At 75.0% G+C, this 20,152-nt stretch carries 16 protein-coding genes, 1 pseudogene and 1 riboswitch; of the genes and pseudogenes, 8 read left to right on the forward strand and 9 right to left on the reverse strand.

Annotated elements, in window-relative coordinates:
- Positions 1–12: 12 nt before the first annotated feature.
- Both ACZ3KJ_RS20355 and ACZ3KJ_RS20360 read right to left on the reverse strand, forming a co-directional pair.
- On the reverse strand, positions 13–183 hold the full coding sequence (locus tag ACZ3KJ_RS20355) for a hypothetical protein (RefSeq protein ID WP_467528744.1): 171 nt from the start codon (positions 181–183) through the stop codon (positions 13–15).
- A 62-nt stretch (positions 184–245) separates the two neighbouring features.
- Complete coding sequence (locus tag ACZ3KJ_RS20360; RefSeq protein WP_467528746.1) at positions 246–746, reverse strand: DUF1360 domain-containing protein; 501 nt, start codon at positions 744–746, stop codon at positions 246–248.
- Positions 747–1,072: 326 nt separating this feature from the next.
- Between ACZ3KJ_RS20360 and ACZ3KJ_RS20365 the strand changes: the two genes are divergently transcribed.
- The 5 genes and pseudogenes from ACZ3KJ_RS20365 (at position 1,073) to ACZ3KJ_RS20385 (ending at position 6,648) form a co-directional block, all read left to right on the forward strand.
- Positions 1,073–1,966: an oxygenase MpaB family protein gene (locus tag ACZ3KJ_RS20365; protein WP_467528748.1), complete on the forward strand. Its 894-nt coding sequence runs from the start codon at positions 1,073–1,075 to the stop codon at positions 1,964–1,966.
- A 154-nt stretch (positions 1,967–2,120) separates the two neighbouring features.
- Positions 2,121–2,375, forward strand: a pseudogene (locus tag ACZ3KJ_RS20370) (EF-hand domain-containing protein).
- Between the two features lie 217 nt (positions 2,376–2,592).
- Positions 2,593–4,071, forward strand: a complete 1,479-nt coding sequence (locus ACZ3KJ_RS20375) for a glutamate-cysteine ligase family protein (protein WP_467528749.1) — start codon at positions 2,593–2,595, stop codon at positions 4,069–4,071.
- 151 nt (positions 4,072–4,222) lie between these two features.
- A complete protein-coding gene (locus ACZ3KJ_RS20380; protein ID WP_467528751.1) occupies positions 4,223–5,893 on the forward strand; it encodes a serine/threonine-protein kinase in 1,671 nt (556 codons plus the stop codon).
- Between the two features lie 2 nt (positions 5,894–5,895).
- Entirely contained in the window at positions 5,896–6,648 is a 753-nt protein-coding gene (locus ACZ3KJ_RS20385; protein ID WP_467528753.1) for a hypothetical protein, read from the forward strand.
- Positions 6,649–6,728: 80 nt separating this feature from the next.
- Here ACZ3KJ_RS20385 and ACZ3KJ_RS20390 read toward each other — a convergent pair whose 3' ends face one another.
- Entirely contained in the window at positions 6,729–7,463 is a 735-nt protein-coding gene (locus tag ACZ3KJ_RS20390; RefSeq protein WP_467528754.1) for an SDR family oxidoreductase, read from the reverse strand.
- Between the two features lie 136 nt (positions 7,464–7,599).
- Here ACZ3KJ_RS20390 and ACZ3KJ_RS20395 point away from each other — a divergent pair, with 136 nt between their 5' ends.
- Positions 7,600–8,262 carry a TetR/AcrR family transcriptional regulator gene (locus tag ACZ3KJ_RS20395; protein WP_467528756.1) on the forward strand — a complete coding sequence of 221 codons (663 nt, stop codon included), beginning with the start codon at positions 7,600–7,602 and terminating at the stop codon, positions 8,260–8,262.
- Positions 8,263–8,300: 38 nt separating this feature from the next.
- On the opposite strand, the gene ACZ3KJ_RS20400 is transcribed toward ACZ3KJ_RS20395, so the two are convergent.
- Entirely contained in the window at positions 8,301–10,763 is a 2,463-nt protein-coding gene (locus tag ACZ3KJ_RS20400) for a SpoIIE family protein phosphatase (protein ID WP_467529077.1), read from the reverse strand.
- Positions 10,764–10,999: 236 nt separating this feature from the next.
- On the opposite strand from ACZ3KJ_RS20400, the gene ACZ3KJ_RS20405 reads away from it, so the two are divergent.
- Positions 11,000–13,069: a SpoIIE family protein phosphatase gene (locus tag ACZ3KJ_RS20405; RefSeq protein ID WP_467528758.1), complete on the forward strand. Its 2,070-nt coding sequence runs from the start codon at positions 11,000–11,002 to the stop codon at positions 13,067–13,069.
- Positions 13,070–13,172: 103 nt separating this feature from the next.
- Here the strand turns inward: ACZ3KJ_RS20405 and ACZ3KJ_RS20410 are convergent, their stop codons facing one another.
- On the reverse strand, positions 13,173–13,328 hold the full coding sequence (locus ACZ3KJ_RS20410; protein ID WP_389516137.1) for a hypothetical protein: 156 nt from the start codon (positions 13,326–13,328) through the stop codon (positions 13,173–13,175).
- Between the two features lie 128 nt (positions 13,329–13,456).
- Positions 13,457–15,427 (reverse strand): TIM barrel protein, encoded by a 1,971-nt coding sequence (locus ACZ3KJ_RS20415; RefSeq protein ID WP_467528760.1) that lies wholly within the window; start codon positions 15,425–15,427, stop codon positions 13,457–13,459.
- Between the two features lie 492 nt (positions 15,428–15,919).
- Between ACZ3KJ_RS20415 and ACZ3KJ_RS20420 the strand changes: the two genes are divergently transcribed.
- Complete coding sequence (locus tag ACZ3KJ_RS20420) at positions 15,920–16,717, forward strand: IclR family transcriptional regulator (RefSeq protein ID WP_467528762.1); 798 nt, start codon at positions 15,920–15,922, stop codon at positions 16,715–16,717.
- A 6-nt stretch (positions 16,718–16,723) separates the two neighbouring features.
- Here ACZ3KJ_RS20420 and ACZ3KJ_RS20425 read toward each other — a convergent pair whose 3' ends face one another.
- The 3 genes from ACZ3KJ_RS20425 to ACZ3KJ_RS20435 form a co-directional block, all read right to left on the reverse strand.
- On the reverse strand, positions 16,724–17,464 hold the full coding sequence (locus ACZ3KJ_RS20425) for an ABC transporter ATP-binding protein (RefSeq protein ID WP_467529079.1): 741 nt from the start codon (positions 17,462–17,464) through the stop codon (positions 16,724–16,726).
- A gap of 107 nt (positions 17,465–17,571) precedes the next feature.
- Complete coding sequence (locus ACZ3KJ_RS20430; protein WP_467528763.1) at positions 17,572–18,585, reverse strand: FecCD family ABC transporter permease; 1,014 nt, start codon at positions 18,583–18,585, stop codon at positions 17,572–17,574.
- Positions 18,582–19,637: an ABC transporter substrate-binding protein gene (locus ACZ3KJ_RS20435; protein ID WP_467528765.1), complete on the reverse strand. Its 1,056-nt coding sequence runs from the start codon at positions 19,635–19,637 to the stop codon at positions 18,582–18,584. Before ACZ3KJ_RS20435 ends, ACZ3KJ_RS20430 begins: the two co-directional genes overlap by 4 nt.
- A gap of 56 nt (positions 19,638–19,693) precedes the next feature.
- Positions 19,694–19,907, reverse strand: a riboswitch (cobalamin riboswitch).
- Between the last annotated feature and the right edge of the window lie 245 nt (positions 19,908–20,152).

The raw sequence follows: 20,152 nt of genomic DNA on the forward strand, positions 1-20,152 counted from the left end.
CCGGGGCGGTGCTCAGGAACCGCTGCCGCCGCCCGCGCCCGCTTCCTCGTCCGCGTCGTCGCGCTCGCCCTCCGCCTGGGAGGGTGTCGTCTGGGGCTCGGGGACCGCGTCTCCGGACGCCTCGCGGGTGTCGACCTCTTCCGGTTCGCCCTCGGCCTGGGACGGGGTGGTGTGCTCGTTCATGGTGGTCACTCCTCCTGACGTGTGGCGGCGCCGCCGACGCGGGACGGCAGGTGGCGGCGCGCTCACTCCTCGGTGGTCTGCTGGGTCCAGGTCCAGGCGTACTGCAACCAGTCCGCCAGCGTGACGGCGCCCAGGCCCGCGCAGAGCAGGCGGGTGGCCCTGGGCGTCCAGACGTAGGCCGCGACCAGGCCGCCCGCCATCCACACGGACGAGCAGAACGGGCAGGACACCAGGTCGCCGACGGCCCGCCGCACACCGTCGCCCCGGGGCTCGTCCATGACCTCCGCGCCCAGGGCGTGGCCCTTGCGGCGGGTGAACGGCGCCCGGACGAAACTGGTGACCTTGTCCCTGGTGAGCAGCCGGGCCGCCTTGTACGTGGCCGCGCCCAGCAGGACCACGTCCCACGGCGGCACCCGTTCGGGCAGCCGCACCCCCTGCCGTCGCGCCACGACGGCGAGCGCGGCGGCAGCGGCCGTGAACGTACCGGCGAGCACCGCATAGCCGCCGAGCGGCTCCTCCTCGCCGTCGCTCCGCTCCTCGTACCGCACGGCGTCAGCGGTCATGGCACCTCCCAAGACGGTCCGGGTCTCCACGGGCGCCCGAGTTCCCTCGCCCGGAGGCGGCACACGCGCGCCGGCCGCCGCCGTGGCGGGGGCTCCGCGGGGGGCGGGACGCACCACCGGGCCGCGCCCCCGGTCGCGGGGCGCACCGGACCACGCCCTGCCACCCCTACCCCCGCCCCCGCCCCCGCCCACCGGGAGCGCCCCGCTGCCGTCCGGTTTGTGTCGGCGGGCAGCGGGAAGTCGGGGCGCGGGAACCGCTCGGCGGAGGGAGGCCGCATGTCCTCGCGTACGACGACCACGGCCGCGCCGCCGTCCGGTGAGCGGCCGTGAGGACGACCGGGCCGGGTGCGGCCGGCCCCCGGGAGCGGCTGGGCAACGGTCTCTTCGCCCGCGTCGCCGGGCCGGACGGCCCGCGCAACCGCGCCCGGATCCACGGCACGCCCGGCCCCCGCTGGTTCGGTCCGGAGCGTCCCGTCCGCCGGGTGCACGTCGACGCGTCGATGTTCATCGGCGGGCTCTCCGCCCTGCTGCTCCAGTCGCTGCACCCGCTCGCCATGGCGGCCGTGGCCGCGCACTCCGGCTTCCGCGGCGACCCGTGGGGCCGGCTCCAGCGCACGAGCACCTTCCTGGCCACGACGACGTACGGCACCGCCGGGCACGCGCAGCAGGCCTGCGACCAGGTCAGGGCGGTCCACGCACGCATCCACGGGGTGACCGCGGACGGGGAGGCCTACCGCGCCTCGGACCCGCACCTGCTGGCCTGGGTCCACGTCGCCGAGATCGACAGCTTCCTCCGGGCCCACCAGCGCTACGGCCGGCACCCCCTGTCGGACGACGAGTGCGACGGCTACGTGGCGGACACGGCCCGGATCGCCCGGGCGCTCGGGGTCCCCGACCCGCCGCGCACCCGGGGCGAACTGGCCGCGCGGCTGGCGTCGTACCGCCCGGAGCTCAGGGCCACCGCGGCGGCCCTGGACACCACGCGCTTCCTGCTGCTGAACCCGCCCGTCCCGCTCGCCGCGCGCCTGCCCTACGGCGTGCTGGCCGCCAACGCCGTGTCGCTGCTGCCCGGCTGGGCCGCCGACGAACTGCGCCTGCCGCGGCTCCCGTTGGTGGACGCCCTCTGCGTACGGCCCCTCGGGACCGCCGTCACGGTGGCGATCCGCTGGGCCCTGGCACCGGCCCGGCGCGCGCCGGTCGTGCCGCCGGGCACCCCGTGACCGCGCGGGTGCGCCACCGCCCGAGTGCACCCGCTCGCTCCCCCGTGCCCGAGCACCCGTCGGTCCGGCGGGCGATGAACCCGGGCGGTCGGACGTTTCCCGTCGGGGCGGGGCGACGGGCCCGCCCGCCGGTGGACGGAGCGGGGGAGACCCGATGAGCGAGAAGGCCCGGAAGCTGTTCGAGGCGCTCGATCTGGACCACAACGGGATGCTGACCCGCGAGGAGGTGATCACCGCCCTGCGGACCAAGGGCCCGTCGCCGGCCGCGTCGGGCGATCTGCCGTTCTGAGGGGTGGGGGACGGCGACGCCTCCTCGGCGCTGTTCGACGCCGCCGACCAGAACGGGGACGCGGTGCTGACCCTGGAGGAGTTCGCGGCGGTCGTGGACCGGCGTTTCGGCCGGCGCTGACAGGGCCGGCGCGGGAGCGGACGCCCGCCGGGATGCCCGCCGGACGGTCGGCGGGCGGTCGGCGGGCGGTCGGCGGGCGGTCGGCGGGCGGTCGGCGGGCGGTCGGCGGAGGGGCCCGGTGCCGGCCCGTCGGCCGGGCCTCGGCCCGCGTGGTGGGGGCCGCCGGGTGGTGCGACGCTTGAGGCAGGGGGTCCGAGGAGGGCGACCGGGAGGGCCGATGGGACGGGACGTCCCGGCGATGGTCTTCACCCGCGAGGACCGCCGCCGGTACCGGATCAAGATGCAGGGGTGCCTCGACGCGTTCGCCCAGATGCTGCGCGAGGCACGGTTCGAGTCCGAACGGCCCCAGGTGGGGCTGGAGATCGAGCTGAACCTGGTGGACGGTGACGCCGAGCCGGCGATGCGCAACAGCGATGTGCTGGAGGCGATCGCGGACCCCGCCTGGTCGACCGAGCTGGGCCGGTTCAACCTCGAGATCAACGTCCCGCCGCGCCGGCTGACGGAGGGCGGGCCCGACGCGTGGGAGTCCGAGATCCGCGCGGCGCTGAACCACGCCGACGAGCGCGCCCGGTCGGTCGGCGCCCATCTGATCATGATCGGCATCCTGCCCACCCTGCGGCAGGAGGACATCGGTGAGGACTCGTTGTCCGAGAACCCGCGCTACCGCCTGCTCAACGACCAGGTGTTCGCGGCCCGGGGCGAGGACCTGCACATCGAGGTGGACGGCGTCGACCGGCTGCGGACCTACGCGGACACGATCACTCCCGAAGCCGCCTGCACCAGCACGCAGTTCCACCTCCAGGTCTCCCCGGAGGAGTTCCCCGGCTACTGGAACGCGGCGCAGGCGATCGCCGGGGTGCAGGTGGCGCTGGCGGCCAACTCGCCCTTCCTGTTCGGCAAGGAGCTGTGGCACGAGACGCGGATCCCGCTGTTCGAGCAGGCGACCGACACCCGCCCGCAGGAGATCAAGGTCCAGGGGGTCCGGCCCCGGGTGTGGTTCGGGGAGCGGTGGATCAACAGCGTCTTCGACCTGTTCGAGGAGAACCTGCGCTACTTCCCGGCGCTGCTGCCCCTGTGCGACGAGCAGGACCCCCAGCAGACCCTGGACCGGGGCGACGTCCCCGAGCTCTCCGAGCTCACCCTGCACAACGGCACCATCTACCGCTGGAACCGCCCGGTCTACGCCATCGCCCACGACACCCCGCACCTGCGGGTGGAGAACCGCGTGCTCCCCGCCGGCCCGACCGTCGCCGACACCCTCGCCAACGGCGCCTTCTACTACGGCCTCACCCGCGCCCTGGTGGAGGAGGAGCGGCCGGTGTGGTCGCGGATGTCCTTCTCGGCCGCCGCGGACAACCTGCACACGGCGGCCCGGCAGGGCATCGAGGCACGGCTGTACTGGCCCGGGATGGGCGAGGTGCCGGTGCCCGAGCTGGTCCTGCGGCGGCTGCTGCCGCTGGCGCACCGCGGGCTGGAGCACTCCGGCATGGACGACGCCTGGCGGGAGCCGCTGCTCGGCATCATCGAGCAGCGGTGCGTCACCGGCCGCAACGGGGCCCTGTGGCAGAAGGAGATGTTCCGTCACCTGTCCGCCGCCGCGCGCCCCGGCCGCCACGAGGCGCTGCGCAGGATGACGCGGCTCTACATCGACTACATGCACCTCAACGCCCCCGTGCACACCTGGCCGGTCGACTGAACCCCGGTCGACTGGGCCCTGGTCGACTGGGCCCCCGTCGCCCGAGTCCCGGCCGCCCGCAACCGGACCGGCCCGAGCCGGTGTCTCAGTCCGCGTGACCCGGCGGTCCGGCACCGCGGACCGGCGGCCTGCCGCGGCTGGGGGGACGGCGATGAGCGCATGGGCGGTACCGGGGTACTCCGAGTCGTGCGAACTCGGCTCCGGCGCGGGCGGCCGCGTGGTCGCGGCCGTGCACGACCGGACCGGCATGCCGGTCGCCGTGAAGTACCTCGGCGAGTCGCTGCGGGCGCGCCCCGGCTTCGTGCGCGGCTTCCGCACGGAGGCGGAACTCCTCGGCGGGCTGGACAGTCCGTACGTGGCCGGTCTCTACGAGTACGTCGAGGCGGCCGAGGGCGCGGCCATCGTGATGGAGCTGGTGGACGGCATCTCCCTGCGGGCCGTGCTCGTCCGGGAGGGCGCCCTGTCGCCCGAGGCCTCGCTGGTCGTCCTCAAGGGCTCCCTGCTGGGTCTGGCCGACGCGCACCGGGTCGGTGTGGTGCACCGGGACTACAAGCCGGAGAACGTCCTGGTCTCCCCGGAGGGGCTGTCCAAGCTCGTCGACTTCGGCATCGCCGTGGAGACGGGCCTGCGGGCGGGCGTCGCCGGGACCCCCGCCTACATGGCGCCGGAGCAGTGGACCGGCGCGCCGGCCTCGCCCGCCACCGACGTGTACGCCGCGACCGCCACCTTCGTCGAGTGCCTGACGGGCCGGAAGCCGTTCGCGGGCGGCAACCTGGCCGAGCTGGCGCTCCAGCACGTGCAGGGCGCCGTGCCCGTCGAGGACGTTCCCGAGGCGGTGCGCCCGCTGGTCCGGCGGGGGCTCGCCAAGTCGGCGGCGGACCGTCCCCGGGACGCGGCGTCGTTCGTCGCGGACCTGGAGGCGGTGGCCGTCGCGTCGTACGGCGGGGACTGGGAGGAGCGCGGGCGCGGGCGTCTGGCCGCCGTCGTGGCACTGCTGCTGTTCCTGCTGCCGTCCGCCCGGGAGGCGCCCCGCTCCACCGCCGACACGGCCCGTACGGTGCTCCGCGGGGACGCGTTCCGGGGCCGGCTCCGTCCGTGGCGGCCCACGTGGCCGGGGGTCGCGGTGTCGGCGGCCGCCGCGCTCCTCGCGGTCCTGCCGGCCGAGGACATCGGCCAGGGCGGTGCGGTGGGTGCCGGGCCGGCGGCACGGGTCGTGGCCACCACGAGCGCCACTCCTGACGCCGGCGGAGACCCCGGCGCGGGCTCGGTGCCGTCGAGCCCGGAGCCCTCGCCCCCGACGTCGGCCGCGACCACTCCCCCGGCCTCCGCCGGCCCGTCGTCCGACGCCCCCGGCCCCTCCCCGGAACCCGCCGTCTCCTCGGCGTCTCCGTCCCCGGCTCCCCCCGGCACCGGGACGACGACCGGGGCGCCCACGACGCCCGGCTCCCCGACCGCCACGACGGGCACCTCCGCTCCGCCCGCGTCACCCGCGCCGCCCGCGGTCGAGGACATCGCGGTCTCCGACTTCCGGCAGACGGGTCCCACCACGGCGACGGCGACGATCACCGTCTCCACGGACGGTCCCGGGCCGGTCTCCGTGACCGTCGGCTGGTTCACGGCGGACACCGGCGGTCAGCCGGGCGCCGCCGACGGTCGGACCACGACGGTGCGGCGCGACGGCGCCACGCGCTACACGCTCACCGTCGACCACGTCTTCCAGGGCACCGGCTGCTACTGGGCCGTCCAGGCCACGAGCAGCCCCGCCTCCGCCGACGGCGGCGCCACCCAGCAGCTCCCGACACGGCAATGCGAGATCCGATGACCATGAGCACACCACCCCACGACCCGCCCCCCGACCCCCGGGCCATCCCCGCACCCGCCCCCGACCCCCGGGCCACCCCCGCACCCGCCCCCGCACCCGGCGCCATGCCCATGGCTGCCGCCGCCGCCGACGACGACGGCTACAGCGCCACCGTGCTGGCCGGCCACTGGTTCCAAGGGCCGGGCCCGGACACAGAGACCCGCACGGGGACCCCCACGGCGGTGCCGACGCCGCGGGCCGGTCCGACGGCGCCCGGGGACGCCGGCCGGACGCTCCTGCGCTTCGGCCCGGGGGTGGACGCCGCCCTGGCCCGTCACCCGCGGGCGGCGTTTCCCGCGAGGCCGCTCCCGCCGCCCGCACCGCCGCGCCGGCGCCGCCACGCCCTGCCCGCGCTCGTGCTGGCCGCCGCCCTCGCCTTCGTGTTCTGGCGGCAGCACTCGGCGGGTCCCGTCGTGGTGCGCGAGGTGACGGTGACGGCGGCCCGGCAGAGCACGGGCTGCGACGGGACCGCCGACGTCGTCGCGGTCGTCCGCACGGACGGCGGGCCCGGCACGTTCTCCTACCGGTGGGTGCGCAACGACGGCACGGCCTCGGACCTGCTCCACGCCACCGTCGCCGGCGGCCCCCGGCACACCCGGCTGCACCTGCTCTGGACCTTCGGGGGACAGGGCCGCTTCCCCGCCGCGGCGGAGCTGCGCGTCCTGTCCCCCGTCCGGCGCGCGGCCGAGGTCCGGTTCTCCTACGACTGCCCCTGACGGCGCTCGTACGACCGCCTCCCCGGCTGACGCGACCGCCCCGGCCGCCACCGGCCGCTCCCCGGTCACCCCTCGGCCGGTCAGGCGATGCCCCCGTTGGCGAACAGGACCTGGCCGTTGACCCAGCGTCCCGGGCCGGCCAGGAAGGCGACGGTCTCGGCGATGTCCTCCGGCCGGCCGAGGCGCTCCAGCGGGGGCTGCGCGGCGAGGCGGTCGACGGCCTCCTGGTCCTTGCCCTCCAGGAAGAGGGCCGTCGCCGTGGGCCCCGGCGCGACGGCGTTCACGGTGACGTCCCGGCCGCGCATCTCGCGGGCGAGCACCATCGTCATGGCCTCGACGGCGCCCTTGGTCGCGGCGTAGGCGGCGTAGGCGGGGAAGGCGAGCCGGGTCACCGAGGTGGAGAAGGTGACGACGGCGCCGCCGTCGCGGACCCGGCGGGCCGCCTGCTGGGCGACGACGAACGTGCCGCGGATGTTGGTCCGGGACATCCGGTCGAACGTGTCGAGATCGAACTCGGCGACCGGCCCCAGCAGCATGACGCCCGCGGTGTGGACCACGACGTCGATCCCGCCGAAGGCCTTCTCCACCTGGTCGAAGGCCTCGCTCATGGCGGTCTCGTCGGCGACGTCGCCGGTGACCGCGACCGCCCGGCCGCCGCTCCGCTCGATGGCGGCGACGGTCTCCTCGGCGGCCGTGCGGTTGCCCGCGTAGTGCACCCCGACGGCCATGCCGTCGGCGGCCAGGCGGTGGGCCACGGCGCGGCCGATGCCGCCGGAGGCCCCGGTGACGAGTGCGACTCGGGTGGTGTCGGACATGGTGCTGCCTCCGCATTCTTATGGACGTGCCGTCCATATAACCACTTTGTGAACGTGGCGTCCATATGTAGGGTGGAGAAACGGTCCTCACCACCACAGCAGGAGGACCGGACGCTCACCACGGGAAGGCCGACACATGCCGGAGCGGACGGGACGACGGACGGAGTCACCGGAGCGGACGGAGTCGCCGCAGCGGACGGAGCGGGAGGAGGTCCCGCGGGTCCGGCGCGGCCGGGGCCGGCGCCCGGCCGCCGAGGTGCGGGCCGCCACCCTCGACGCGGCCGGAACCCTGCTCCTGCGCGCGGGCATGGGCGCCTTCACGATCGAGGCGGTCGCCGCGGAGGCCGGCGTCAGCAAGACGACGATCTACAAGTGGTGGCCCTCCAAGGGGGCGCTCGCCCTCGACGGCTACTTCCACGCGGTGGAGTCCGCGCTGACGTTCCCGGACACCGGGGACATCGAGGCCGACCTGACGGCGCAGCTCCGCGCGTTCGTCCACGTCGTCACCGGGACGCCCGCCGGGCAGGTGATCGCCGAGCTCATCGGGCAGGCGCAGACCGACCCGGACCTGTCCGCCGCCCTGCTGGAGCGCTACTCCGGCCCGCGCCGCGAGCTGGCGGTCCGCACGATAGGCAGGGCGCAGTCACGGGGGCAGGTGCGCGCGGACGTCGATCCCGAGGTCCTGGTCGACCAGCTCTGGGGCGCCTGCTACCACCGGCTGCTGATGCCCAGCCTGCCCGTGACGGAGGAGTTCGCCGTGAACCTGGTGGCCAACCTCATGCGGGGCGTGCGCGCCTGAGCGGCCGGCTTCCGACCGGGCGGCCGCCGCCGTCCCCGTCACAGGATCTCCTGCTCCGCCCAGATGATCTTCCCCTCGGCCGTGTACCGGGCGCCCCACCGATGGGCGAGCTGCGCCACCAGGAACAGGCCGCGGCCCCCCTCGTCCGTGCTGCGGGCGTGCCTCAGGCGCGGGGCGGTGCTGCTGGCGTCGGCGACCTCGCAGGTCAGGTGCCCGTCGCGGAGCAGTCGCAGCCGTATGGGGGGTTCGGCGTGGCGGATGGCGTTGGTGACCAGCTCGCTCACGATGAGCTCCGTCGTCATGGCCAGCTCGTCCAGTCCCCAGGCCGCGACCTGACGGGTGGCGCAGGCCCGGACGTCACCGACGGCGGCGGGGTCCACGGGCACCTCCCAGCAGGCGATCCGGTCGGTGCCCAGCGCGTGGGTGCGGGCCAGGAGCAGGGCGATGTCGTCGGGCTGCGGGCGGGGCACGAGGTGCCGCACCGCGGTGGAACACAGGCTGCCGAGGTCGGTGTCGGAGTGGGCCAGCACCTCGCCGAGCCGGGCCATGCCCCGCTCGACGTCGCCGTCGCTCCCCCGCACGAGCCCGTCCGTGTACAGGCCCAGCAGGCTGTTCTCGGCGAGTTCGATCTCGCCGGCCTCGAACGCCATCCCGCCCAGTCCGAGCGGAGGGCCGGCCGGGGGCTCCGGGAACGACACCCGCCCGTCGGGGGCGACGACCACGGGCGGCGGGTGTCCGGCCCGGGCCATCGTGCACCGCCGGGTGACGGGGTCGTAGACGGCGTACAGACAGGTCGCCCCGAGGAAGGCGGCCGTGGTGCTCCGGGCCGTCTCGTCGTCGGTGCGCTCCGCGCTCAGCCGGAGCACGAGGTCGTCGAGGTGGGCCAGGAGTTCGTCGGGGGGCAGCTCCATGTCGGCGAGGGTCTGCACCGCGGTGCGCAGCCGACCCATGGTCGCCGCGGCGGTGATGCCGTGCCCCACGACGTCGCCGACGACCAGGCCCACGCGCGCCCCGGACAGGGGGATCACGTCGAACCAGTCCCCGCCCACCCCGCCCGTCGCGTCCGCCGGGAGGTACGAGGAGGCCACCTCCAGCGCCGTGCCGCCCGACAGGGCGTGGGGCAGCAGGCTGCGCTGGAGGGTGACCGCCGCCGAGTGTTCCCGGGTGTAGCGGCGGGCGTTGTCGACGCACAGTGCCGCCCGCGCCACCAGGTCCCGCGCCAGCAGCAGGTCGTCGGGCCGGAACGACACCGGGTTGAGCGTCCGTATGAACGTGGTGAGGCCCAGGACGGTGTTCCGTGCCCGCATCGGTACGGAGATGAGGGAGTGCAGCCCGAACTCCCTGATGGTCGCCGCCCGTTCGGGCTGCTCGGTGACCCACAGGCCGTCGGACGCGTCGAGGACGGGGAGCAGGAGCGGCTCGCCGTGGACGAGGAAGTCCGCGTCGTACGGCGGGGGGAGGAAGCCCGCCCGCTCACCGACCCGGGCCACGGCCTCCGGGCAGCCCTCTCGCACCGAGCTCATTCCGGCGCGGCGCAGCACCGGCCGGGCGGGGGCCGGTCCGGCGTCCATCAGCCACGCGCCGTGCCCCTCGGTGCTCAGGACCGCCTCCAGCAGGTCGACGACGACGAAGTCGGCGAAGCGGGGAACGGAGAAGTCGGCGAGTTCCTGGGCGGTCCGCATCACGTCCAGGGTCGTGCCGACGCTGGTGCCGGCCTCGTTGACCAGCGACAGCAGCCGGCGGGCGCTCCACCGCTCGGTGATGTCCAGGACGAGGTAGCAGACACCGGTGACGGTCTCGTCGGCGTCCACCAGGGGGAAGAAGGACATGGAGTAGGCGTGCCGGCGGTGCGGGTCGGCCCAGCTCCACCCGACGAACTCGCGGTCGGGGATCGGGGCCTTGGTCCTCAGGACCGTGCGCATGAGTTCTTCGAGGGCGTCGGTCCGCAGCCCGGGCAGGAGGTCGCTCAGCCGGCGTCCCAGACGCTGTTCGCGGGGCACTCCGCCGATGCGTTCCAGGGTGTCGTTCACCCATACGAAGCGCAGGTCCCGGTCCATCACCGCCATGCCGACCGGGGAGCGGGTCAGGAAGCCGTCGAGCACGGACCGGCCCACCGTCCACTCCTGCCGCTGCGGGCGCGCCGAGAGCAGGAAGCACTCGTCGTCGCCGATCCGGAAGGACGCGGAGACCCGCAGGTCCACGTCGACGGAGCGGCCGTCGCGGTGCCGCAGGGGGACCATGCCGCTCCATCCCTGTCCGGCGCGGCACCGCTGCGCGACGGCGGCCACCCGGGCCGGGTCGTCGGGCATCGCCACCAGGCGGGCCGCGGATCCGCCGACGGTCTCGGACGCCGGGTGGCCGAGGAGTTCCTCGGCGGCCGGGGTCCAGCCCACCACCCGGCCGTCCGCGGACACCACCGCCGCCGCGTCGGTGGACGCGTCGAGGAGGTCGCGCGGTGCCGCGGACGCCGGCCCGCCGGAAGCCTGGGGCGCAGGTTCCACGGGTGCCGTCCGGTCCGTGCGGGTGCCGTCCTCCACACGACCATGTTCCTGCGTGTCCGGCCGATGTGCACGGTTCCGGCCTGTCCGGCCGTGTGCGGACCTCCCGGTCCCGAGCCGCGCGTTTGGGGACGCCGCCCGCGGGAGGCAGCATGGAGGTACCGGTGGTCGGCCCCCGGGAGGGCGCCGAGACCGGAGGAGGTCGCTCAGTCCCGCCGAGCGGTGGAGGTCGATGCCGGATGACAGCCGACGACTCCCTCCCGTTGGACGGGGACGCGTTCCGTCCGGAGGGGCCCGCCTCCACCGGTCTGCTGGACGTGCTGAGCGTGGCCGCGATGGTCCTCGACACCGAGGGCCGCATCGTGTTCTGGACCCCGCAGGCGGAGGAACTGATCGGCTACAGCGCCGAGGAGGCGCTCGGCCAGTACGCGGCCCGGCTGATCATCCACCCCGAGCATCTGAAGGCCGTCGTGAAACTGTTCACGGAGGTGCTGGAGACGGGCCGGAGCTGGGCCGGTGCCTTCCCCGTCCGGCACAAGGACGGCAGCAGCCGGCTGATGGAGTTCCGCAACATGCGGCTCCAGGACGACCTCGGTGACGTGTACGCCCTGGGCATCGCGGCCGACCACTCCCTGCTCCAGCGGGTGGAGACCGATCTGGCGCTGTGCGAGCGGCTGATCGACCAGTCCCCGATCGGGCTGGCGCTGCTCGACCCCGACCTGCGGTACCTGCTGGTCAACCCGGCGCTGGAGCGCATCGACGGCATCCCCGCCGAGGACCACGTCGGCCGTCTGCTCCGGGAGACCCTGCCGCTGTCCGACGTCCAGACCATCGAGTCGGCGCTGCGGCAGGTCCTCACCACCGGCACCCCGCTCCTCGACCAGTACCACGTGGGCCGTCCCCCCACCGACCCGGAGCAGGAACACGCCTGGTCCCTGTCGTTCTACCGGCTGGAGGACCCCGGCGGGCGGGTCCTGGGCGCGGCCCTGTCGGTCGTCGACGTCACGGAACGGCACCGCGCGGCCGCCGAGGCCGACCGGGCCCGGCGCCGCCTGGCGCTGATCGCCGACGCCTCCGCCCGCGTCGGCACCACGCTGGAGGTGGAGGAGACAGCCCGCGAACTGGCCGAGATCGCGGTGCCCCAGCTCGCCGACGTGGTCGCCGTGGACGTCCTCGACTCGGCCCTGGCCTGCCGGCGCGCACGCCGTCCGGACAACGGCCCCGAGCTCTTCCGTGCCCTCGCGCTCAAGGCGGACCGGCCGACGGTGGCCCTGCGCGCCGCCGACCCTCCCGGCGACCTGACGGCCTACGACGGCGACCGTCTGGTCACCCTGTGCGTCCACACCGGCCGGCCGGTCCTGGTGCGCCACGTCGGCGAGCGGGACCTGCCGCGCATCGCCCGGGACGCCGAGGCCAGTTCCCTGCTGGCCCGCGCCGGTGTCCACTCGTACCTGGTCGTGCCGTTGATCGCCCATGGCGAGGTGCTCGGCGCCCTCGACCTCAAGCGCACCCGCAATCCGCTGCCGTTCGACGAGGACGACGTCGTGCTCGCCGCCGAGCTGGCCGGGCGTGCCGCCGTGGCGATCGACAACGCCCGCTGGTTCCAGAGCGTGCGCAACACCTCCCTCACCCTCCAGCGCAGCCTGCTGCCCGACCACCCGCCCCGGCACACCGGTCTGGAGCTCGCCTCCCGCTACCAGCCCGCGCAGGCCACCAGCGAGGTCGGCGGCGACTGGTACGACGTGATCCCCCTGACCGGCGACAAGACCGCACTGGTCGTCGGGGACGTCATGGGCAACGGCATCGACGCCGCCGCCACGATGGGCCGGCTGCGGACCGCCACCTGCGCCTACGCCGACCTCGACCTCGCCCCGGCCGCGGTGCTCCAGCACCTGGACAAGATCACCTGCGATCTGGAGCACTACATCGTGACCTGCCTGTACGCGGTGTTCGATCCGCGCACCCGGGAGTGCCGCGTCGCCAACGCCGGCCACATGCCGCCCGCGCTGTCCGGGCCCGGCCGTGACCCCAGGCTGCTCGACCTGCCCTCCGGCGCCCCGCTGGGCGTCGGAGGCGTCGCCTTCGAGACGACGACGGTCGTCCTCGGCCCCGGCGATCTGCTGGTCCTCTACACCGACGGCCTCGTCGAGACCCGCAGCCATCCCCTCGACGACCGCCTCGACACCCTTCTCGGGTTCCTCGACGAACCGCACCGGCGGCTGGAGGAGACCTGCGACCTCCTGCTCTACGGCCTGCGCCACCCGGACGACCACGACGACGTCGCCCTGCTCGTCGCGCGGGCCCTGTGAACCGGCCGCGCGCGGTGAACCGGGGGCACGCGGTGAACCGGGCGCCGACGGACGCGGCGCCGCTCGCCGTGCGCCGCGGGCCGGATCCACCGGTGAGCGGCCGTCAGGCTCTGTAGGGGGCCGGGGGGAAGGACGGAGGGCCCGGCGTGATGACACGTGCCAGATCGCGGTGGATCCGCTCGGCGTCGCGGCGCACCTGGTCGGGCACGTCACCGCGTTCGGTGATGAGGCGGGCGTAGATCGGGGTCTCCTGGAACATGGCCGGTGACTTCCTCACGGTGCGGGAACGGTGTCCGTGGTCCGGCCCCGGTCGCCGCACCTGCGGTGGCGGCGGCACCGGACCACCCCCTACACCTTAAAGATCTCCACTGACACCCGGTGCCCCGGCTACCTCCGCTGGGCGGCGAGGCGGACCGGGGCGTTGGCGGCGCCGTAGCCGCCGTAGCCGCCGGTGCGCTGCACGAGTTCGAGGAAGACATGGCCGACGGTCGCGGTGTAGCAGTGCCGGAACTCGCCGCCGCGCTCGTCGCGGTCGTACAGGATGCCGAGGTCGCGGTACGTCTCCAGTTCGTCCGCGGGCAGCTCGTACCGCGCCTGGAGGTCGTCGTAGTAGTTCGCCGGGATCCGCAGGAGTTCGGCGCCCTGCTCCCGGACGCGGCGCGCCGTCGTCACGATGTCCTCGACGGCGAAGGCGACGTGCTGGGGGCGGCCTCCGCTCGCGTCGTCGGGGCCGGGCGCGAGGTTGAGGACGATCCTGGGTCCGCCGTGCGGGGCGGTCAGGGCGCGGCTGCGGAAGAGGCCGTAGGGGTCGGCGAGGTCGACGGTGTCGTGCGGTCGCAGGCCGAGGACGGCGCGGTGGAAGAGGACCGCCTCGTCGAAGTGGTGCCAGGGCTGGGTGAGGGCGAGGTGGTCGATGCAGGTGACGCCGCCGGCCGGGCTGGGGCGTGTCTTTCGGATCAGCCCGACTCTGTCTGCGGTGCCCTGTCGATGCCGGTGAGCGGGGCGTGGTGCGTGCAGCTGCAAGGCGGAGGAGGGCGTCGATGCGGAGCATCGGCAACCGACGACAACGCCGCAGATGCGCGTGCCACGCCCCGCGGCCCCGGGGTGATCCGAAAGACACGCCCTTGGGGTGTCGTGGAGCGGCTCGAAGTCGTCGGTCCAGCTGGGCAGTCCGGGCCGGTCGGTCGCGCAGTGGAGCAGTTCGGTGCCGTCCGGTGCGGCGATGGCCTCCAGGGGGACGTCGTGGACCGCGCGCCGCTTGGGGAGCGCGGGCGCGAGGAGGGCCTCGGCACGCCGTGCCGCGGCCGCCGGGTCGGGGGTCTCCAGTCCGATGGCCGCGAGGGTGGTTCCCGAGCGGCGCGTCGAGGTGCCGGTGTTGACCAGGACGCGGGCGGCGCCCTGCTCCCACAGCTCGACGGGTTTGCCGCGGTGGCGGCCGGTGCGGGCGAAGCCGAGCGCGGTGAGCAGCGTGCCGACGGGCTCGGGGTCGCCGGCGGCCAGCTCCGCGAAGGCCACTCCGGACGGGACGACGGGGGCCGGGAGCGGGGAGACGCCGGCGTTCTCCTCCAGCGCGAGCAGCGACCGCAGTCCGTCCACCGCCGTGCGGCCCGCGTCGGCCTGGCGGAAGACGTCGTTGAAGACCTCCAGGGAGAGCGGGCCGTCGTAGCCGGCGTTCAGGACGTGGCGGACGAGACCGGTGACGTCGAAGCCGCCCTGGCCGGGGAAGCAGCGGTAGTGGCGGCTCCACTGGAGGACGTCCATCGCCATCAGCGGGGCGTCGGCGAGTTGCAGGAAGAAGATCTTCTCGCCGGGGATGTCCTCGATGCCCCGGGGGTCGGAGCCCCGGGAGAGGATGTGGAAGCTGTCCAGGCACACCCCGAGTGCGGGGTGGTCGGCCTGTTGGACGATGCGCCAGGCGTGGTCGTAGGTGCTGACGTGCCGTCCCCAGGCGAGCGCCTCGTAGGCGACGCGGATGCCGTGGTCCTGGGCGAGGTCGGCGAGCCGGGCGAGCTGCCGGGCGGCCAGGGAGTCGTCGGCGAGGGTCTGCGGGGAGACGTTGGAGCAGACCAGGACGGTGTCGGCGCCGAGCCTGCGCATCAGGTCGAACTTGTGCCGGGCGCGTCGCAGGGTGTGGTCGAAGAGCTCTTCGGGGACGCCCTCGATGTCGCGCATCGGCTGGTAGAGGTCGATGCTCAGGCCGAGGTCGGCGCAGCGGGCGCGGATCTCCTCGGGGGTGAGGGGGGCGGCGACCAGGTCGTTCTCGAAGATCTCGACCCCGTCGAAGCCGGCCCGTGCGGCGGCCGTGAGCTTCTCGGTGAGCGTGCCGCTGAGGCAGACGGTGGCGATCGACTTACGCATGCGTCCTCCCGGCGCTGATCCGGGTCCGGTCCCCGCGTCCGGCCGGGCCGGCACTCGCCCCGCGTCCGGGGGCCGCCGGCCCGGCCGTCGTCCTGAGAACTGCTGCTGTCACTGGAACTCCAAGCTGACCACTAGGTGGATCGACAGGTCCACTGTACGGTCACAGTAGAGGAGGGAGAGGCACCGGACAAGGAAGCGCCGCCCGCGACGGGTCCGCCGGTCAGCCTCCAGGCGGCGCCTGAGCCGCTTTCCTCCCCTTGCCCACCGGCCTGCCTGCCGTTGCGGCGGGGGTGACGTCCGACGGCCTACCGCCGCAATCCGTCCACGCAGTGGACCACGAAGACCGACACGCGGCACCCGGAAGGGCGGCGCGGGCCGCCTTCCGGGTTCCCGTACGGCGCCTGCGTCGTTGCGGTTACCGTGGTCCGCAGAGCGGACTGCCGTCGTGGCCGACGGGGTCCGCGACGGGCGGCACGAGCAGGGAGACGACGGGTGGACGGCGGCGAGACGGCGCGGGCCGAGGACGAACGGGAGCAGCCGGGCACCGGTGTGCGCAGTGTGCGCCGGGCCGTCGACATCCTCAACCTGCTGAGGGAGGACCGGCCGGTCGTCACCCTGCGCGAGATCACGGAGGCCACGGGGCTGGCGAAGACCACCGCGCTGCGCCTGGTGCAGACCCTGGAGGAGACCGGACTGCTCGGCTCGCACCCGGCCGGTTACACGGCGGGCCCCGGGCTGTGGCGCTGGGCCTACCTCGCCCGCGCCCGGTGGGAGGTGCCGCGGGAGACCCGCAAGGTGATGCGCGACCTCGCCGACCGGCTCGGCGAGACCGTGAACATCTTCGTCGCCCGGGACGTCCAGCGCGTCTGCGTCGCGCACGAGGAGAGCCCCCACCCCCTGCGCCACGTCGTCGACGTCGGCGACGAACAGCCGCTGTGGGCCGGCGCCTCCTCCAAGGTCCTGCTGCGCGACGCCCCCGACGCCGTCCTGCGCCGGGTCGCCCTCGCCTCACCGTACGGCGAGGCGCACACCGACCGGCTGCGCGCCGGGGCCGCCGAGACGGCCCAGCGCGGCTACGCCGTCAGCAGCAGCGAGTTCGACGAGGGGCTGACCGCCGTCGCCGTGCCGGTCACCGGCCGTTCGGGGGCGGTCGTCGCCTCCCTCTCCGTGAGCGGGCCCAGCCACCGCTTCCCGTACGAGGCCGTGGAGCGCTTCGCCGCCGAACTCGCCGCAGCCGCCCGCCTCATCTCCGCCCAGGGCTTCAGCCACCCGCTGAGCAGCGGTCACTGACCCCCGTCACGGAGCTTCCGGGGACGGCGGCCGCGGCGCGCGGCGCAGGAAGCGGATCACCGGACGGCCGTGCGCGGTGGTGACCTCGGCGCGGACGCCGTACACCTCCTCGATCAGCTCCGCGGTCAGGACGTCGCCCGGTGTCCCCTCGGCGACCGCGCGTCCCTCCCGGAGCACCAGCAGCCGGTCGCCGTACATGGCGGCGAGGTTGAGGTCGTGCAGGGCGATCACGGTGGTGACCGGGAGACCGGCGACGAGGTCCAGCAGGTCGAGCTGGTGCTGGATGTCGAGATGGTTGGTCGGCTCGTCGAGCAGCAGCTCGCGGGGTTCCTGGGCGAGGGCGCGGGCGATCTGGGCGCGCTGGCGTTCGCCGCCGGACAGGGTATGCCAGGACTGGGCGGCCCGGTCGGCCAGTCCCGTGCGCTCCAGGGCCTCGGCGACGGCCCGCGCGTCCGCCGCCGTGGCGGCCGTCCAGGCCCGGCGGTGGGGGATGCGGCCGAGGGCGACGACGTCGCGGACGGTCAGCTCGGTCTGGGTGTGGGCGTGCTGCTCGACGGTGGCGACCCGGCGGGCGGTGGCGCGGCGGCCGACCTGCGACAGGGGCCGCCCGTCCAGGGTGACGACCCCGGCCGTGGGGGCGAGGACGCCGGCGAGCAGCCGCAGCAGGGTCGACTTGCCCGACCCGTTGGGGCCGATGAGGCCCACCGTCTCGCCGGGGCGGAGGGCGAGGGTCAGGCCGTCGAGGATGAGCCGGCCGTCGGCGCGGCGGGTGACACGGCTCGCGCGGAGCCCGGACGCCGGGGCCGCGACGGGAACAGCAGGCGCCCCGCTCCCGGCTCCGGCGTGAGCGTCCTTCACGTCTTCCTCCTTCCTCGGTGGAGCACTGCCACGAAGACGGGTACGCCGATCAGGGACGTCACGACGCCCACGGGCACCTCCTGGGGGTCGAGGACGGTACGGGCGGCGGTGTCCACCCAGACCAGGAAGACGGCCCCGGCCAGTGCGGTGACCGGGAGCAGGCGGGCGTGGCCGGAGCCGGTGAGGGCGCGCGTCGCGTGCGGGAGGACCAGGCCGACGAAGCCGATCGCCCCTGCGCAGCTGACCAGGACGGCGGTGAGCAGCGCGGTCGCGCACAGCAGGACCAGCCGGGCGCGGCCGACGCGCACGCCGAGCGAGGCCGCGGCCTCCTCCCCGAAGGCGAACGCGTCCAGGGTGCGGGCGTGTCCGAGGCAGACCCCGAGCACGGCCGCCAGGACGCCCGCGCACAGCAGCACGTCGGTCCAGTCGGCGCCGGAGAGCGAGCCGAGCAGCCAGAACAGCACACCGCGGGTCGTCTCGGCGTCGGCCGAGGTGAGCACGGTGAAGGAGGTCAGCGCGGAGAACAGCTGCATCGCCGCGACGCCGGAGAGGACGACGCGGTCGGTGCTGCCGCCGAGGCTGTGGCTCAGCAGCAGGACGAGCCCGAAGGACACCAGCGCCCCGGCGAACGCGCCCCCCGACAGGGACACCGCGCCGCCGCCCACGCCGAGCACGACCACGGCGACCGCGCCGGTGGAGGCCCCCGAGGACACCCCGAGCACGAAGGGGTCCGCGAGCGGGTTGCGCAGCAGCGACTGCATCACCGCCCCGCACAGCGCGAGTCCCGCCCCGCAGACGGCGGCGAGCATCGTCCGGGGCATGCGCAGGTTCCAGACGATGCCGTCGCGCAGCGGCGCCAGCCGGCTCTCCCCCGCCCCGAGACGGGCGGCGACCGACCACCACACGTCCGAGGCGGAGATGTCGGCCGGGCCGATCGTCACGGCGACGGCGACCGAGACCGCGAGGACGAGCAGGCCGCCGGCCGTCACGAGCGTGTCGCGCAGCCTCACCCGGCGAGCCCGAACGAGCGCAGTCCGGCGGCGACCTGTTCGATGCCCTCGACCGTGCGGATCGACGGGTTCATGGCCTGGCCGCTGAGCAGGACGTACCGCTTCTTCTTCACGGCGGTGAGGTTGCGGGTGGCGGCGTCGGTCTCCAGGAAGCGGATCTTGGCCGCGGCGGTCTCCGCCGTCTGCGACCTGCGGGTCAGGTCGCCCAGGACGATGACGTCGGGGTCACGGTCGGCGACCGTCTCCCAGTTGATCTGCGGCCATTCGTCGTGCGTGTCGGAGAAGGCGTTCTCCGCGCCGACGGCCCGGGTGATGGCGCCGGGGGCGCCGCAGCAGCCGGCGAGGTAGGGCGACTCGGAGTTGGCGAACCAGTACATGAGGGAGACGCCGGAGGCGTCCAGTCCGGCGGTGGCCTCGCGGACCCGTTCCCGGAGGCGCGCCACGAGCTTCTCGCCGCGCGCCTCGACGTCGAAGGCGCGGGCCAGGTCGCGTATCTCGCCGTACACGGCGTCGAGGGTGAGCGGCTCGCTGCGGGAGCCGTCGCCGCCGCTGTCGTTGTCCTTGCCCTCGGAGCAGTCGGACGGCGAGACGTAGGTGGGCACGCCCAGCTTCTCGAACTGCTCGCGCGTGGCGACGCCGCCCTTGCCGAGGGTGGAGACGAACGAGGCGGTGACGAAGTCCGGTTCGGCGTCCAGCACCTTCTCGAAGGACGGGTTGTTCTCGGCCAGCCGCGGCACGGAGGCGTTGGCCTTCTCCAGTCCCTTCAGCACCGGATCGGTCCAGGTGGCGGTGCCGGCCATGCGGTCCTGGAGGCCGAGGGAGAGCAGGATCTCGGTGGTGCCCTGATTGAGGGAGACGGCCCGCCGGGGTGCCGACTCCAGCGTGACGCGGTGACCGCAGTCGACGATGGTGCGCGGGTAACCGGCGGCGGCCCGCTCCCCGCCCGCGGCGGATGCGCCGGAGCCTGCGCAGGCGGTGAGCAGGAGGGCGGGGGCGAGCAGGAGGGCCGCGGTGCGCGGGGCGCGCGGCGGTGTGGAACGGAGCACGGGCATGCCTCGGGTGTCGGGGCTCGTACGCGGAGCCTGGCCTGCGGACGTCCGCCACGCCCTGGGGCGTGCCGGTGCCAGCAGGTCTTCGGACTCGGGTTCGTCCGCGCGGGGCGCCTTCCCGGTTCGGTGCCGCGCCGGCCCGCCGGCCGGCCCGTCCCCTTTCCCAGTGGCATGTGTGCCCCGCCCGTCCCCCTCACCGCTGCGCGTCAGCTCCGGATTCGCACCGGATTCCCTGGCCTCGGATGTGGCTCGACTGGCCTCGGCAGGCTATCAAGCCGCCGGTACGGCCAGGTCACGGCATCGGCCGCGGGCACGGTCCGGAGCAGGCACCCGGTGCTGTGCGCTCCGGAAGCAGGCGCCCGGCTCACGGGCGGTCGGGAAGCAGGCGTCCGGTTCACGGGCGGTCGGGAAGCAGGCGTTCGGTCCACGGGCGGTCCGGCGTCCGCCGCGGGCTCGGCCCCGGCGTCCGGCGCGCGGACGGTCCCGGAGCCGACGTCCGCCGCGCGGGCGGCCCCGGA

The sequence above is a fragment of the Streptomyces sp. NPDC003248 genome, from assembly GCF_055563235.1.

What these genes read in the sequence shown, in the direction of transcription:
- ACZ3KJ_RS20410 (WP_389516137.1), bottom strand. Translation starts at nt 13,328, where the DNA reads ATGTTCCAGGAGACCCCGATCTACGCCCGCCTCATCACCGAACGCGGT.
- ACZ3KJ_RS20375 (WP_467528749.1), top strand. Translation starts at nt 2,593, where the DNA reads ATGGGACGGGACGTCCCGGCGATGGTCTTCACCCGCGAGGACCGCCGC.
- ACZ3KJ_RS20355 (WP_467528744.1), bottom strand. Translation starts at nt 183, where the DNA reads ATGAACGAGCACACCACCCCGTCCCAGGCCGAGGGCGAACCGGAAGAG.
- ACZ3KJ_RS20435 (WP_467528765.1), bottom strand. Translation starts at nt 19,637, where the DNA reads ATGCCCGTGCTCCGTTCCACACCGCCGCGCGCCCCGCGCACCGCGGCC.
- ACZ3KJ_RS20390 (WP_467528754.1), bottom strand. Translation starts at nt 7,463, where the DNA reads ATGTCCGACACCACCCGAGTCGCACTCGTCACCGGGGCCTCCGGCGGC.
- ACZ3KJ_RS20405 (WP_467528758.1), top strand. Translation starts at nt 11,000, where the DNA reads ATGACAGCCGACGACTCCCTCCCGTTGGACGGGGACGCGTTCCGTCCG.
- ACZ3KJ_RS20385 (WP_467528753.1), top strand. Translation starts at nt 5,896, where the DNA reads ATGAGCACACCACCCCACGACCCGCCCCCCGACCCCCGGGCCATCCCC.
- ACZ3KJ_RS20395 (WP_467528756.1), top strand. Translation starts at nt 7,600, where the DNA reads ATGCCGGAGCGGACGGGACGACGGACGGAGTCACCGGAGCGGACGGAG.
- ACZ3KJ_RS20360 (WP_467528746.1), bottom strand. Translation starts at nt 746, where the DNA reads ATGACCGCTGACGCCGTGCGGTACGAGGAGCGGAGCGACGGCGAGGAG.
- ACZ3KJ_RS20380 (WP_467528751.1), top strand. Translation starts at nt 4,223, where the DNA reads ATGAGCGCATGGGCGGTACCGGGGTACTCCGAGTCGTGCGAACTCGGC.
- ACZ3KJ_RS20415 (WP_467528760.1), bottom strand. Translation starts at nt 15,427, where the DNA reads ATGCGTAAGTCGATCGCCACCGTCTGCCTCAGCGGCACGCTCACCGAG.